We start from the raw sequence: 15,590 nt of genomic DNA on the forward strand, positions 1-15,590 counted from the left end.
GCCGCAAGGCGCTTCTTACGCGTAGGTTTCACAGACTCCGTGGTCCTTTCGTCGTGCGGACCGCTGTGGCCGCCGTGCCCGGGAGATCGCTACTGACCAGCCCGAGTTTAGATAGGAGATAAATTTATGACCTATCACTAGTCTGAGTGACGTGCACCACAGGGTCAAGCTTTTGGGCGGAATTGCGTCACAATCTAAATTTATGTACTAAATTTAGAGAGATCGTTCCATCGCTCCCGATGGACGCCCAAGAGTTTGGAGTACCCCATGCTGAGCGGGACTGCACCGTCAACCCAACTGGTACGCCGGGTCAACGCCAGCGCAATGCTCAAGGCCATGCGCGGCGCCGGTGTCCTCACCGGAACCGAGTTGATGGACTCCACCGGACTCTCGCGCGCCACCGTCATATCGATCTGCGATGAACTGGTCCGGCTCGGTTGGCTCCGGGAGTTGGAGAACCAGCGGGGTACCGGGGACTACGTCAAGGGACGCCCGGCCCGCCGCTTCGTATTCGACGACGACGCGGCCAGCGTCATCGGCATCGACATCGGCGCCACCAAGATCACGGCAATCGTGGCCAACATGGCAGGGGCATCCCTGTCCAGGGTCACCATGCCCTTCCGTGCCTTCAACCTCTCTGCCGATGAACGCGCCGACGTGCTGGACCGCATTGCCGCAGACGCCCTGAAGCAGGCAGGAGTCACTGCGGATTCCGTGCTGGCGGTCGCCGTGGGGGTTGCTGCACCGGTCAGCCGCGACGGCGAAGTCCTCACCGTCCAGGAATTCTGGAGGTCCTTCGACGTCCGCAGGATCGTCGCTGAGCGGCACGGCTGGCATGTCCTCCTGGAAAATGACGCCAACCTGGCCGCCTTGGCCGAACGGTGGCAGGGCACCGCGCAAGGAGTGGACAACCTCGTAGTCATGTTGGCCGGTGACCGCCTGGGCTCGGGCATCCTTGAATCCGGACGCCTGCTCCGCGGCCAGCTCGGAGGCTTCGGTGAACTGGGCTACCTGGACACCGTGGAAGGCGTGGGAGACACCTACGGAATTGCCCACTACGCTGCACGGTGGGGCCGCGAAGCCATGGAAGCCAGCGCCACGACCTCGCTGCACACTCTCTGTGGCGGCCATCCCGAATCCCTAAGCGCCGAGATGGTCTTCGAAGCCGCAGCAGAGGGCGATAACGCCGCGCGAACCGTGCTGGACCGCCTGTCCGAACGCATGGCCCGGGTCATCGGTTCAGTCAGTACGTTGGTGAACCCGGACCTGGTGGTCATAGCCGGGGCCGTGGCGGCCTCGGCCCACACACTGATTCCGGGCATAGAGGAAAAGATGACAGAGTTCACCTTCACTCCCCCGCGCCTGGCAACCTCGCCCCTCGGGGACGGCATTGTCTCCCTCGGCGCAATCCGGCACGCACTGGACTACGTCGAGGAACACGCACTGGATCTCTACCCGGCCTCACTGTCACAGCAAGTGACGGCCAATTGATTCGCTGAGCCCCGTCCGGTGTCGATCCTAATCCGGCATGGACATGGTCCGCAGGTCCAGTTGCCGGAGGACCCTGTCAGCGACTTCCGGATCGGTGCCTGGCTCATTGCGGGCCGCCACCACTTCCTGGCGGGCTGCGTCCAGGGCGATGGTTTGCACGGCAATGGAGAGTTCCCGTCCACGCTTACGCTTCTCGGCGACGGACTCGTTCTGCAATGTGCCGTCCAACAGCTCAGCGTGAAGGCGGCGCATCTTCTCCTTCACCAAGGTCACCTTCTCGGCCGGGAGTTCCTTCATGAGGTCGTGGTCCTTCAGAGCGGCCACGGCGGCAGACTGTGCACGCTTAGCCAGGACCTTCGCGGCGTCCTGTTCGTGTGATCCGTCCTCGGTCGCATCCAGGACCCGCATGAGCCACGGCAGCGTGAGCCCGGGCAGGACCAGGGTGGCTAGGAGCACCGCGCAGGCGATCACCAGGATCTCGTGGCGGGCCGGGAAGTCGCTGCCGTCCGGCAACGTCATGGGGAGTGCCAGGGCCAGCGCCAGGGTGGCGAGGCCGCGCATGCCGCACCATGTCAGGATCAACACTTCCTTGGGCGAGGTTGGCTGCAACAGGTTTCGGCGTTTTCGAGCGGTGAGGGCGAGTAGACCCAACCACAGGAAGCGCACCACAAACACCAGGACGCAGATCACCACCGCCATGCCGATCATGCCAAAGATAGCAGTGCCTTCATCGCGGATGACGTGACGGATTTCCAGCCCCACCAGCCCAAAAGCCAGCCCGGTTGCCAGCAGCTCCACCACGTCCCAGAAGGCGGTCCGCGTGATGCGTTCGGCGGCATCCTGAGGCCGCGTATGGCGCTGCAGTTCCAAGGCGGTGACGACGACGGCCACCACACCTGAGGCGTGCAGCTCCTCCGCGAGGATGTAGGCGGCGAAGGGAACAACCAGGGTCACGGCCTTGCGGGCAACCATGGACGTCACCAACGTAGTGATGAACTTGGTCAGCCAACCCATCGCGACGCCAATCACCACGGCCAGTGCGGCGCCAATGACAAACTGGGGAATGACCTCGGGGCCAACTTCCTTGCCGGACATGGTTGCCGCAACCGCTGCCTGGAAGATCACGATTGCCGCGGCGTCGTTGAAGAGTCCTTCGCTCTGGAGGACAGTGATGAGCCGTCGCGGCATGTGCACACGACCCGCCACGGATTCCACCGCAACGGGGTCCGGAGGGGCCACCATGGCACCCAGCGCAATTGCCGCCGGAATGCCGATACCCGGGATCATCAGCCAGGCAGCACCAGCCACTACTGCAGTGGAGACCACCACCAGGGCCACGGCCAACAGCAGCAGTGTCCGCCAGCGTACGCGAAAAACCGCCCAGGAGCTCTTTTGCGCGGTCGCGAACAACAAGGGCGGAAGGAAGATCGGCAGGATCAGTTCCGGCGAAATCTCAAACTCGGGAAAGCCCGGTATGAAGGTCAGCCCAACGGCCAGAAGCAACATCAACACCGGGTACGGAAGCCGAAGCCTGTCCCCCAAGCCCACTGCCACCACCGTCGCGAGCAGCAACCCGACAATGAGCGCCAACTGATCCATGTTCCTGCTTCCCCAGAGGTTGTAAGGCCCTTCCCCGGGCGAAGCCGAAAAAGGTCCCTACCAACATATCGCGGTGCGCAGGCTCACCCTGTGCGTGGTCCGCGTCTCCAGTGCAGGATCAGTCCTCCGTGAGGGCATCCACCACGTCCTTGGATCCGTCCTTAAAGGCGATGGTCCGGTGGATGGTGCCCGGCAACTCCAGCACCGCCGCAGTGACCAAGGCAACATTGGCCCGTGAGGTCTCCGTGCCGCTACCGGGGTTCTCCGGGTCAGTCTGGATCTGACCCGTGGCCGGCTCGTCGGTCAGGGTTCCAGGGCCCAGGACGGTCCAGTCCAACTGGGTAGCCCGCAGGTAATCGTCGGCCGCCGCTTTGGCCTCGGCATAGGCAAAGAACGGGTTGTCGGCGGGCACACCGTGGTCCTTGGCGGCACCAATATAAGAAACCATCACATACCGTTTAACCCCCGCCTCTGCGGCGGCGTCCATCGACCTGATGGCTGCGTCCCGATCCACGGCATAGGTCCTGTCAGGATTCCCTCCACCGGCTCCTGCTGACCAGACCACGGCATCGTGGCCCTTGAGCGCTTGGGCGAGTTCCGCCGTCGTCGAGTTCTCCACATCCAGCACCTCAGCCGAGGCACCGGTCTCCGTGACATCTGCCACATGGTCGGGATTTCGGATGAAGGATGTGACGTCGTGACCTTCGCCACTAAGAATGCGGGACAGATGCAGGGCCACTTTCCCGTGGCCACCAATGATTGCGATTCGGCTCATGAAACCATTCTGTCCCACTCAACGAAAAAAGACCCCGCAGGCAGAAGCTGCGGGGTCTTGCTCTGTAGCGGTGGGGAGGCTCGATCTCCCGACCTCACGATTATGAGTCGTGCGCTCTAACCAACTGAGCTACACCGCCACGAATGAGAAAAACCTGTGTCAAGCCGGTCAAAACCGCCTTGACACAGGCCCTCATCCAGAGCCCCCCACCGGAATCGATCCGGTGACCTCGTTCTTACCAAGAACGCGCTCTACCACTGAGCTAGGGGGGCAACGAGTAAATACTCTACCGGACGTTTTCGGAAGCTACAAATCGGCGAAAAAACGCGAAAAGACAGCGCCGACACAATTTGCGAAGACGCTCAATCCTTGATCTATTTTCGGCTTCAAACAGCCAAGCTTCAGGGCAACCGGAGCACCTGTCCAGGGTAGATCCGGTCCGGATTTGGCACCGTATCCGCGTTGGCGGCAATCAGGGAACCAAGGTCCACCCATACAGCGCGGCGATCCCGTTCATGGTGTCACCCTGCTCCACCACAACCTCAGTGGCCCGCGGCGCCACTGGACCTGGCTGTCCGGCCCCCGTAGCGGCCGCCTGCGCTGCTGCAGCGTCCGCGGCCGCGGGAACCCGCCTCATGGGAAATTCCCGCCGCACAGTGGCGCGCACAGCCACCAGGACCCGGAGGTAAGCGTTAAACACGTCAGGGGGCCGGCTCGATAGCCGACCCCCTGACGGGAACTACTTAGTGTTTACCACTTGCGAAAGTGTTTACCACTTGCCCTTGCGGTTGAAATCGCGGTGTCCGCCTTCGCCGCCACTGCGGGGCTTGCGTGCACCATCACCGTGGCCGCCGAAGCGGGATCCGCTGGCCTGGCCGCGATCGCGGTCGCCGAAGCTGCCTGCGGTCCGCTCGGAGCGGTCGCTGTAGGAGCGGCCACCGCGGTCAGCGGAGGTACGCTCGCCGTCGGACTTACGGAAGTCCTTCTTGAAGCCGCCGGAACCCTTGAAGTTTCCGCCACCGCGGTTTTCGCGGTCGCCGTAGCCACCGCGTCCGCCAGCGCCGCCACCGGAGTAGCCGCCGCGCTCGCTGTTGGGCCTGCGGCCGTTATCCAGCTCAAGGTTGATCAGCTCACCACCGATGCGGGTGCGGGACAATGCACGCAACTGATCGGCGCTCAGGTCTGCCGGGAGCTCCACCAAGGAGTGGTCCGAGCGGATATCGATGCCGCCGATCTGTGCGGAGGAGATGCCGCCTTCGTTGGCAATGGCGCCTACGATCGAACCCGGCATGACACGCTGGCGGCGTCCCACGGAGATACGGTAGGTGGCGTTGCCCTCGGTCAGCGCGCGGGTCGGCCCACGTGAGCCGAAGCCATCCTTGGAGCGCTCACGCTTCTGGTACTCGGGAGCTGCAGGCAGTTCCTTCACCAACAGAGGCTGTCCACCCTGCGCCATGACGGCCAGGGCTGCAGCGATCTCAGAGGCCGGAACGTTGTGCTCTTCCTCGTAGGAGGAGATGAGGTCGCGGAACGCGGCAACGTCTTCGGATGCGAGGGTCTCCGTAATGCGCTCTGCGAACTTGCCCAGACGCAGGGTGTTCACAGTCTCGGCAGTAGGAAGGTGCATCTGCTCAACCGGCTGACGCGTCGCCTTTTCGATGGAACGCAGCAAGTACTTCTCACGCGGCGTCATGAAGAGGATAGCGTCACCCGAACGACCCGCACGGCCCGTGCGGCCGATGCGGTGAACGTAGGACTCGGTGTCGTGAGGGATGTCGTAGTTGATCACATGGCTGATGCGCTCAACGTCAAGGCCACGGGCGGCGACATCGGTAGCAACCAGGATGTCAATGCGGCCTTCCTTCAGCGCGTCAACAGTGCGTTCGCGCTGCTGCTGCGGGATGTCGCCGTTGATGGCGGCAGCCTGGAAACCGCGGGACTTCAACTTGTCGGCGAGGTCCTCGGTAGCCATCTTGGTGCGCACGAAGGCGATAACGCCGTCGAACTCTTCAACTTCGAGGATGCGGGTCAGGGCGTCCAGCTTGTGCGGGCCCATGACCTGCAGGTAGCGCTGCTTGGTGTTGGCACCGGTGGTGGTCTTGGACTTCACCGAGATCTCAGCCGGGTTGTTCAGGTACTGCTTGGACATGCGGCGGATCTGGCCCGGCATGGTGGCGGAGAACAACGCAACCTGACGGGTATCAGGGGTCTGCTGGAAGATCTGCTCAACGTCATCGGCAAAGCCCATGCGCAGCATCTCGTCAGCTTCGTCCAGCACCAGGTACTGGAGCTCGGAGAGGTCCAATGAACCCTTGGCGATGTGGTCAATCACGCGGCCGGGGGTACCGACAACTACCTGTGCACCGCGGCGCAGCCCGGCCAGCTGTGGGCCGTAAGCGGAGCCACCGTACACCGGGAGGACGGTGAAATCGTCAATGTGCTTGGCGTAGGAAGTGAATGCCTCAGCAACCTGGAGGGCCAGTTCACGCGTCGGAGCCAGGACAAGCGCCTGGGTCTTGCGGGACGGGCCGTTGAGGTCGTGGAGTTCAGCCAGGCGGGACAGGGCAGGAACGGCGAATGCCGCGGTCTTGCCGGTACCGGTCTGGGCGAGGCCTACGACGTCGCGGCCTTCGAGCAGCAACGGAATGGTGGCTGCCTGGATGGGGGACGGCTTCTCATAGCCGACATCCTGCAGGGCGGCCAGGACGCGTCCATCGATGCCAAGATCGACGAACTTGACGCCTTCTTCGTCCTCGTCCTCTGCCTTGGGGGCAGGAGCTTCGGTGAAGGCGGGGGCTGCAGTCTCAGCTGCAGGAGTCTCGACGGGGGCAGCGGCAGCAGCCGGTGCTTCAGCTTCGGCGGGTGCGGAGGTCTCAGCTACAGCAGCGGACTCGGCGGTCTGGGCGTCGAAGTTTTCGTTGAGATTTTCGGTCATAGGGGGAAATTCCTCATCCATAGGGCAGTCGGCGCGGCCCGGTTGGGCTTGGCCGCATTACTCGTCGCGAGAAACAGGAAAGGTGCCCTGTTTGTCGCAAGAAGTCCGGCGCTATCGCAATCCCATGGCAGGACTTCCCGCTGCATCTCTTGGCTGCTATCCCAGCAGTCTGTACAGCGTTTTCTTTAGCCGGCTCTCCCTATGAAAATGCCCACACACATTTGCGGGCCCCAACACTTACCAGTCCTGCCTCAAGAATTGGGCAGGATAAAGGGATTTCCGGAGTGGGGGATATTTCAAGTGTAGGGCACGCAGGCCCATCAGCGCGACCCGAGGGAGCACAAGGGCGGGGTGAGCTTGTTCACACCCGGATCTACGGCCACACGGTGGGGACCTAGAGTCCGTTTCTGCGCAGGACCTTTTCGAAGACGGGGTGGTAGTCCTCCTGCAATCGGATCTCGCCGTCGGCATCGGCATCGAGCAGGATCTGGACCAGTTCCGGAGTGGGCTCACTAAACCACTGACCCACGGTAATTCCGTGCCGGGGGACGAAAGTGCGGTGGATATGATCCCCCGCGGAAATGGTGCCTGTCTTGATCACCCGAAGGTAGGCGCCAACCCGGCCGGCCTGCGTGAAACGCTTCACCCATTGCGGCTCACCGATCACCCGTTGGAAGGTGGCGCACGGAACCCGTGGTGAGGTGACTTCCAGCTCCACATCCAAACCGATCTTCCAACGTTCGCCAATGACAGCCCCGGTGGTTTCGATGCCGGTGACGCGCAGGTTCTCGCCGAAAATTCCGGCTGGCATCTCCCGCTGCAGCTCACCTGACCAATAGTCAGCATCAGCCTGCGAATACGCGTACAGAGCCTGGTCCTCCCCGCCGTGATCAACCCGGTTTGCCTGCACATCGCCATGCAGTCCGAGTCTGTGGACCTTAACCGGCCCCTCCACGGGGCGCTTGTCCATGCCGGTGACGCCCACGCTCCCCTCGGGGTCGGGCAGCAACTGGTGCACACGGCAGACGGCAAGGAGGGATGCGGTGTTCATGGACAACAGTGTACGGACGCAAGGGGCCAGGATTAAGGATCGAAACGGTAGCCCATGCCCGCTTCCGTGTGAAGGTGCCTGGGTTCGGCAGGATCCCGCTCCAACTTCCGCCGAAGCTGGGCAATATATACGCGCAAATACTGCGTTTCCTTCGCATACGCCTGCCCCCACACCTGGGTGAGGATCTGCTGCTGGCTCACCAGCTTCCCCTTATTACGGACCAGCAGCTCCAGGATGTTCCACTCCGTGGGTGTCAGGCGCACTTCCGCGCCATCCTTGATGATCTTCTTGCCAGCCAGGTCCACCATGAAGTCCGTGGTGGCCAGTGTTGGTTCCTCATGTTCGGTAACAACCCGGCGCGAGGCGACCCGAAGCCGCGCAAGCAGCTCATCCAAACCGAAGGGCTTGGTGACGTAGTCGTCCGCACCGGCGTCGAGCGCTTCTACCTTGTCCTCAGAGGCGTGCCGCGCGGACAGCACAATGATTGGCATGCTGCTCCACCCGCGAATGCGACGAATGATCTCCACTCCGTCCATGTCCGGCAACCCGAGGTCCAGCACCACAATCTCCACTGGTTGCTTGGCCGCAGCCTGCAAGGCCTCGGCACCGGTGCCGACGGTCAGCGCCTGATAGCCATGCGCTTGGAGGGTCACCTGCATGGCGCGGGCAATACGGGCTTCATCCTCAACAATGAGCACCAGCGTCATTGCGCACCCCCGGTCCACAGCGGCAACGTGACCACCATGGTCAGGCCACCGCCCGGCGTCGGCTCCGCAGCAAGCCTGCCGCCCATGGCTTCACTGAAGCCCTTCGCCACAGCCAGGCCCAATCCGATCCCGCCACCGGCGCTGATCCCGCCTGCAGGCGACTGCGATGGGGAATCACCAAAGCGTTGAAACGGCTGGAATATATCCACCACTTCCTTATGCCCCACTCCCCCGCCGTGATCGATGATTCTCAGTTCGCTGGCGGGCCGGTCCCCCAGGGTGATGCCCTCTCCGGCACGGGCCGTCAGGACCACATCGGACTCCGGCGCATACTTCATGGCGTTCTCCACAATGTTGGCCACCACCCGTTCAAGCATCCCGGCGTCGGCCTGCACCGGGGGAAGATTGGGCGGCAATTCATTGCGCAGCCGTTCCCTGGGGACCCCCCGTAGCGCCTGCGGCAACACCTCAGCCCACACAATGCCCGTCAGCAGCGGATTGACCGCGTCAGCCGTAATGCGCGACATGTCCAGGAGGTTGTCCACCAAATGGTCCAAGCGGTCGGCGTACTCTTCGATGGTCTCCAGCAACTCGCGTTCCACGTCGGGAGGAAATGTCACGTCCTCCTGGCGCAGGCTGCTGACAGCGAGCTTAATCCCGGCCAAAGGAGTCCGGAGGTCATGGGAGACGGCGCGCAGGATGGAGGTCCGCATCTTGTTGCCTTCAGCCAACCTCACGTTGTCCCTCCGGCTTTTCACCAACTGTTGCCGATCCCGGACAGCCACAACAAAAGCCCCGAAGGCGGCCAGCATCCGTTGCTGGTGGGCTGACAACGGTCCGCCGCGCAGCAGCAACGTGTAATGGGGATCGACGACGGCGGCATGGTCTGCGGCGGCATGGGTCACCGGCGGATTCGGGCCGGCACCCGCCAGGACCCGCCACTCCGGCGTCGAACCGGCTGACGCGCCCTGCTGCGATGAACCCAGTAGCGTCACCGCTTCCATTCCCAAATTGCTGCGCACTTTCTCAAGGAAGGACTCCAGGCTCCCATCAGAGCTCAGGATGCGCAGGGCGAGCTCACTCAAGGCCGTGGCCTCTGCCCCAGAGCGCGCTGCCTCCTGCGCCCTGCGGCTGGCAAGGCCCACCGCGAGCGCAACCCCGCAGGCCACCGCAAGGAAAACCACCAACGTAAACAAGGTGGTGGGATCGGCGATGGAGAGGGACCCCACCGGATCCGCGGAGAAGTAGTTAAGGAGGAAGCTGCCCAGCACCGCGGCCACCACCGCCGGCCACAAACCACCAATGGCCGCCACCGCAACAGCTACAGCCAGTTGCAACAGCATGATGATCGCGAAGTTGCGGAAGCCAAGGACAGTGACCATGAGTTCAATGCCTGGCGGCAACACAACAGCCAACACCAGGCCCGTGATCACCCGGGCGGTGCCGATGCCGCGGATCGGCGGGAGCCGCAGCAGCACGCCGTCGTCGCCGTTGCTGTTTGCTTCAGGTCCCGCCATGGCTACATCCTTACATGCTTCCAAACATGGGGACTTATCCCCATTCACGGCCGTCACCCGTGCCTGCGCGGCGCACAGGGACTAGGCTTGCTCTGAGTATTCTGGTCCGGCGTGGCGCCGGACACTTCAACGGTCTATCCAGGGGGATATACATGGGCCCGAATGACAGCCCTGACGCAGCCGGCAACAACGGCGGCAGCAGGGACAACAACGGCGACTTTGCGGCGGGCAACAATCCGCCCAAGCCTCCTCCGTGGCAGGTACCCAAGCCCGAGCTCCACCCTGAGCTGTTCACGCCCGTCGAGAAAGAACCGGCGCAGGGCAGCACCGGCAAGCGCAGGAAAAAGCCCGCCGGGGCACCCCAGCCTGGGGCTGGAGCACCCAAGCCCGGCCAACCCCTCCCCGTGGTTGACCCCTTCGCTAAAGAACGCGAGCGCGGTGAGGCCGAGGCGGCCAAGAAGAAGAAGCGCTCGCATCGCCGCACCCTGGTGGTGGGTCTGGGTGTGACTGCCCTCCTGGCCGGAACCATCACTGCGATTGTGGCCAGCAACAAGGAGGAAGCTGACTACGCACAGGTCTGTTTCAATGAGGAAACCGGCGAGCGCGTTGATGACAACCAGTGCGACAACAGCAGTTCGGCGGGCCGCAGTTCAGGGGTATACGCCTGGTACTTCTATTCCCGCGGGGCCAGCGTGCCTGCCGTGGGCCAAAACCGCAGCTCCTACCCGAGCTACACCAAGAATGTGCCCACGGACGCCAAGGCTTCCAAGGGGTACAGCACCAAGGGCGGCACGGTCAGCCGCGGCGGCTTTGGCAGCAGCTCCAAAAGCGGCGGAAGCTCGGGGGGCTAGGCGTGCGTCGACTCCCCTCCGAGCCCAGGCCGGACTGGAAGCAGAAGATCGAAGAACAGGGCCTGGTATTTTCCACTACCACCATGCCCGATGGCCGGAACATCGAGTACTGGAACGAATCGGCCTATTACGAATTCACCGAAGACGAGGTGGAAACCCTCGAGAAAACCGCCGAGGACATGCACATCATGTGCTTGGAGGCGGCGAAGTACCTCGCCACCGGGGCCATGGGCGATATCGGCATCGGGCGGCAGGCTCTGGAATTGGCCGGGGAGTCGCTGCAGGCCGGCGACATGGATATTTACGGTCGCTTCGACTTCATCTATGACGGCAAGGGTGGTCCGGCCAAGATGCTGGAGTACAACGCCGATACCCCTACCGGGCTGATCGAGGCTTCCGTGGCTCAGTGGTTCTGGCTGCAGGACGTCTTCCCGGAGAAGGACCAGTGGAACGGAATCCATGAGGCCCTGATCCGTCAGTGGAAGAAGCTGCAGTTCCGCACCGGCATGAGCACCTTGCATGTTGCCCACTCCGAGGCGGAGGAATCCGGCGAGGACTGGATGACGGCGGCGTACATGCGGGATGTTGCAAGCCAGGGCGGTTGGACCACCATCGGGATCAATATGTCCGATATTGGCTGGGACCCCAACCTGAACCGGTTCGTGGACCTGGACAACTTCATGATCAGCACCATGTTCAAGCTGTACCCGTGGGAACTGATGATGAAGGAACCCTTCGGACACCGCCTCCTTCAGCGCGCCCACAACCCACGCTGGGTTGAGCCGGCGTGGAAGATGCTGTTGTCCAACAAAGCCCTGCTGGCTGCGCTGTGGCACCTCTACCCCAATCATGAGAACCTGCTGCCTGCCTACCTCGGCGATCCCGGTCCTCTCAAGGAATGGGTGGCCAAGCCGCTGCATGGACGCGAGGGCGACAACATTCGCATTCACGCCCCCGGCATCGAAATCCAACAGCCAGGGGGTTATGGTCGCGAAGGCTGGTGTTTCCAGCAGTACCACTCCCTTCCCGACTTCGACGGCAACCATCCTGTCCTGGGCCTGTGGGTAGTGGATGGCGAATCCGTGGGCTGCGGAATCCGCGAATCAGACGGACCCATCACGGACTATTTCTGCCGCTTTGTCCCCAATACCATTGACGCCCCGGCGCCCATCGCGCCCCCTGCTACTGCCTACGGAGCTGCACTATGAGCACAGAAACCTCGACGCCGGGTGGCGGCTCAGCGGGCGGCGACCGCACCGCCGTCGTACCTTCCAAAGGCCTCCACGCCGGGATCCTGGACCTGGGCGACTCCGTCATGCTGGGCCTCGCCTCCACCGCGCCCGTCTACTCGCTTGCGGCAACGCTGGGACTCATCGTTGCAGTCAACGGCAACTACACTCCCCTGATCCTGATCCTCGGCTTCATCCCCGTGCTGTTCATTGCCTACGCTTTCCGTGAGCTCAACAGCGCCATGCCGGATTGCGGTACTACGTTCTTCTGGGCCCGCAAAGCCTTCGGTCCGTGGGCTGGCTGGCTGGGCGGCTGGGGCGTGGCCCTGGCAGGTGTGGTGGTGCTGGCCAACCTGGCGCAAATCGCGGGCAAGTACGTGTGGCTGCTGATCGGCGACGGTTCACTGGCCGATAACACCTGGCTGGTCACTGCCACCGGTGTGCTGTTCATTGTGTTCATGACGTACGTGAACCACCGCGGCATCCGTTTGGGCGAGCATGTCCAGCGCACCCTGACCTACATTCAGTACATTTCGCTGGGCATCTTTGCGGTGGCCATTGTTTTCCGGATCGCAGGCGGTGCGCCTGAAGGGCAGGCCTTCGACTTTGAGTGGTTCAATCCTGCCGGCGCCTTTGCAGATCCCGGCGCCGTGGTTCATGGTGTCCTGCTGGCTTTGTTCATTTATTGGGGCTGGGACACGTGCCTGGCGCTGAATGAGGAGACGGAAAACCCTGCCAAGACCCCCGGCCGTGGCGCCGTTCTCTCCGCCACAGTCCTTCTGGCGATTTACGTTTCCGTGGCCCTCCTGGTGATGATGTACGCCACGATCGGTACCGACGGCATCGGACTGGGCAACGAGGCAAACCAGGACGACGTCTTCCTGGCCATGAAAGACGTTGTGCTGGGTCCTTGGGGCTGGCTGATCATTGTGGCTGTGCTTGCCTCAGTCCTGTCCTCCACGCAGACCACCATCCTGCCCACCGCCCGCGGAACCCTGTCCATGGGTGTCCACGGCGCGCTTCCTCCCCGGTTCGGCAAGGTCCACGAGCGCTTCATGACTCCGGGCTTCTCCACTCAGGTGATGGGTGCGGTGGCTGTGGTGTACTACGTTGCCATGAGCTTCCTGAGTGAAAACCTGCTCTCGGACTCCATCAGTGCTATCAGTTTGTTCATTGCGTTTTATTATTCGCTGACTGGTTTCTCCTGTGTATGGTTCTTCCGCTCCACGCTCCGGGATTCGGCCAGGAACCTGTGGTTCCGCGGCATCCTGCCGTTCCTTGGTGCACTATCTCTTGCTGCGGCTTTCTTCATCTCCGCAGTCCAGATGTGGGATCCGGCTTATGGGGACACACAGATCTTCGGCATTGGCGGGGCGTTCGTCAGCGGCGTACTGTTGTTGGCCCTGGGCGTTGTGTTGGCGGTCGTCTGCCGCTTCGCACCCTCCACCCGGGGTTACTTCACCGGTGAGCGCGCCGAGGTGGGTGTGGTCCGCGGCGAGTAGGCTGCGTTCCTCCCCAGTTAGTCTCCCGAAAGGGCCGGAAACACCCTGCGACACGGGCGTTTCCGGCCCTTCTTTCGGTGAACCGGGGAACTAACCGGGGAGGAACGCAGCGTTGGCCGCTTAAGATGCTGGAATGAGCGATTCAACGACGAACACCTCCGACGTCCTTGCCCTCGATTCCCTGCTGACGGCAGACGAGCTGGCCCTCCGCGAGCGGGTCCGCGACTTCACCGCACAGCGGATCCGCCCCAACATCGCACGCTGGTACGAGGACGCTCATTTCCCCCGCGGGATCGCAACGGAGCTGGGTGAGCTCGGTGTTCTGGGAATGCACCTGGACGGTTACGGCTGCCCCGGCCGGACCGCCGTCGAATATGGCCTCGCCGCGATGGAACTTGAGGCCGGCGATTCGGGGATTCGCACGTTCGTCTCGGTCCAGGGCTCCCTTGCCATGACGGCCATCCATAAGTGGGGCTCGGAGGAACAGAAAGAGCAATGGCTTCCTCGAATGGCCGCCGGGGAGCTGCTCGGCTGTTTCGCGCTGACCGAGCCGACGGCGGGGTCTGATCCGTCATCCATGACCACTTTTGCCCGCCAAACAGCCGACGGTTGGGTCCTGGATGGTGCCAAACGCTGGATCGGCCTCGCGACCATTGCAGACGTCTTGGTGGTATGGGCGAACACTGAAGACGGCATCCGAGGGTTCCTGGTTCCCGCCGGGACCTCCGGTATGAGCGCTACGCCGATTGAGCCGAAGCTCTCCATGCGCGCTTCCATTCAGTGCGATGTAAAGTTCGACGGCGTGAGGCTGGGTCCTGAGGCCATCCTCCCGGGTGCCTCGGGACTTCGGGGACCATTTTCATGCCTGAATGAGGCGCGATACGGGATCGCATGGGGTGCCATGGGAGCGGCCCGGGACTGCTACGAAGCTGCGTTGGATTATGCCGGCAATCGCCTCCAGTTTGGTCGGCCGCTGGCGGGCTACCAGCTGACGCAGGAGAAACTCGTGAACATGCTGGTGGAAATCCAGAAGGGCACCATGCTGGCCCTTCACTTGGGCCGTTTGAAGGACACCGGCCATCTTCAGCCCCAGCAGATTTCCTTGGGCAAGCTGAATAACGTCCGCGAGGCCATCAAGATCGCCCGGGAAGCTCGGACGATCCTGGGCGGCAACGGCGTCACCTTGGACTACTCACCGCTGCGGCACGCCAACAACCTGGAGTCGGTGCGGACCTATGAGGGAACTGATGAGGTCCACACCCTGATCCTGGGTCAGCACATCACGGGCATCGGAGCTTTCCGCGGCTAGCCCCCCAACTAAGGGAGGACCAGCAGATTGAAGTAGCCGCGGAGCCCCTTGACCACGTCTACGTCGTCGGGGGCCAGCAGCCACTGTGTTTGGAGCCCGTCCCACAGTGCAACCAAGGACATTGCAGCTTCATCAGGATCGACGCCGGCCCTCAGCCTGCCTTCTGCAGCCAGCTCGGCGAAGCGCCGTGCATAGCTTTTCCTCAGCCGATCGAAGCGCTCGGTGAAGTAGACGCGCCCTGGATGCGAATCGGTAACGGACTCCGCGCACAGAATGGTGTACAGCTCAACCAGGCCCGGAATGTTCTCGTTGAACAGCGCCGTCCGGAGTACTGAATCGACCAGGCCCTCTTCCATGTCATCAGGGAAGGCATCGCCGGTGATTTCGTCGCGTCGCTCCAGGACTGCCATCAGGAGATCACGCTTGGACGGGAAATAGTGCAGCAGGCTGGTTTGGCTCAGCCCCACCCGGTCGGCAACGTCCTGCAGTGACCCACCCCGGTAGCCGTGGGCAGCGAACACCTCATGGGCGGCATCAAGAATGGTCCGGCGCCGTTCTTCGGATTTTGCGTAGGGGCCCCGCCGCGCTGCTCGGCCCACGTCCTTTGTGGTCATGGCTAGCCAG

13 protein-coding genes and 2 tRNA genes are annotated in these 15,590 nt (G+C 62.8%); 5 read left to right on the forward strand and 10 right to left on the reverse strand.

Features of this window, described 5'->3' with window-relative positions:
• Positions 1-267 precede the first annotated feature (267 nt).
• On the forward strand, positions 268-1,491 hold the full coding sequence (locus LDN70_RS15250) for an ROK family protein (protein ID WP_223940666.1): 1,224 nt from the start codon (positions 268-270) through the stop codon (positions 1,489-1,491).
• Between the two features lie 27 nt (positions 1,492-1,518).
• On the opposite strand, the gene LDN70_RS15255 is transcribed toward LDN70_RS15250, so the two are convergent.
• From LDN70_RS15255 to LDN70_RS15300, 9 genes are all read right to left on the reverse strand, one after another.
• Positions 1,519-3,090: a Na+/H+ antiporter gene (locus LDN70_RS15255; protein WP_223940667.1), complete on the reverse strand. Its 1,572-nt coding sequence runs from the start codon at positions 3,088-3,090 to the stop codon at positions 1,519-1,521.
• 118 nt (positions 3,091-3,208) lie between these two features.
• Complete coding sequence (locus LDN70_RS15260; protein WP_223940668.1) at positions 3,209-3,865, reverse strand: NAD(P)-dependent oxidoreductase; 657 nt, start codon at positions 3,863-3,865, stop codon at positions 3,209-3,211.
• Positions 3,866-3,930: 65 nt separating this feature from the next.
• Positions 3,931-4,004: transfer RNA gene (locus tag LDN70_RS15265), tRNA-Met, on the reverse strand.
• 61 nt (positions 4,005-4,065) lie between these two features.
• Positions 4,066-4,137: transfer RNA gene (locus LDN70_RS15270), tRNA-Thr, on the reverse strand.
• A gap of 200 nt (positions 4,138-4,337) precedes the next feature.
• Positions 4,338-4,502, reverse strand: coding sequence for a hypothetical protein (locus LDN70_RS15280; protein WP_223940670.1), 165 nt, complete (start codon positions 4,500-4,502; stop codon positions 4,338-4,340).
• A 132-nt stretch (positions 4,503-4,634) separates the two neighbouring features.
• Positions 4,635-6,800, reverse strand: a complete 2,166-nt coding sequence (locus LDN70_RS15285) for a DEAD/DEAH box helicase (protein ID WP_142938311.1) — start codon at positions 6,798-6,800, stop codon at positions 4,635-4,637.
• Between the two features lie 394 nt (positions 6,801-7,194).
• Complete coding sequence (locus tag LDN70_RS15290) at positions 7,195-7,851, reverse strand: MOSC domain-containing protein (RefSeq protein ID WP_223940671.1); 657 nt, start codon at positions 7,849-7,851, stop codon at positions 7,195-7,197.
• A gap of 32 nt (positions 7,852-7,883) precedes the next feature.
• Positions 7,884-8,558 carry a response regulator gene (locus LDN70_RS15295; RefSeq protein ID WP_166839860.1) on the reverse strand — a complete coding sequence of 225 codons (675 nt, stop codon included), beginning with the start codon at positions 8,556-8,558 and terminating at the stop codon, positions 7,884-7,886.
• Entirely contained in the window at positions 8,555-10,075 is a 1,521-nt protein-coding gene (locus LDN70_RS15300) for a sensor histidine kinase (RefSeq protein WP_223940672.1), read from the reverse strand. Before LDN70_RS15300 ends, LDN70_RS15295 begins: the two co-directional genes overlap by 4 nt.
• A gap of 152 nt (positions 10,076-10,227) precedes the next feature.
• Between LDN70_RS15300 and LDN70_RS15305 the strand changes: the two genes are divergently transcribed.
• The 4 genes from LDN70_RS15305 (at position 10,228) to LDN70_RS15320 (ending at position 14,966) form a co-directional block, all read left to right on the forward strand.
• A complete protein-coding gene (locus LDN70_RS15305) occupies positions 10,228-10,926 on the forward strand; it encodes a Tat pathway signal protein (RefSeq protein ID WP_142938307.1) in 699 nt (232 codons plus the stop codon).
• A gap of 2 nt (positions 10,927-10,928) precedes the next feature.
• On the forward strand, positions 10,929-12,134 hold the full coding sequence (locus LDN70_RS15310) for a glutathionylspermidine synthase family protein (RefSeq protein WP_166839854.1): 1,206 nt from the start codon (positions 10,929-10,931) through the stop codon (positions 12,132-12,134).
• Entirely contained in the window at positions 12,131-13,657 is a 1,527-nt protein-coding gene (locus LDN70_RS15315; RefSeq protein ID WP_223940673.1) for an APC family permease, read from the forward strand. Before LDN70_RS15310 ends, LDN70_RS15315 begins: the two co-directional genes overlap by 4 nt.
• A 133-nt stretch (positions 13,658-13,790) precedes the next feature.
• On the forward strand, positions 13,791-14,966 hold the full coding sequence (locus tag LDN70_RS15320; RefSeq protein WP_223940674.1) for an acyl-CoA dehydrogenase family protein: 1,176 nt from the start codon (positions 13,791-13,793) through the stop codon (positions 14,964-14,966).
• An 8-nt stretch (positions 14,967-14,974) separates the two neighbouring features.
• On the opposite strand, the gene LDN70_RS15325 is transcribed toward LDN70_RS15320, so the two are convergent.
• On the reverse strand, positions 14,975-15,580 hold the full coding sequence (locus LDN70_RS15325; RefSeq protein WP_223940675.1) for a TetR/AcrR family transcriptional regulator: 606 nt from the start codon (positions 15,578-15,580) through the stop codon (positions 14,975-14,977).
• Between the last annotated feature and the right edge of the window lie 10 nt (positions 15,581-15,590).

The organism is Arthrobacter sp. StoSoilB22 (assembly GCF_019977315.1).
GTDB lineage: Bacteria > Actinomycetota > Actinomycetes > Actinomycetales > Micrococcaceae > Arthrobacter.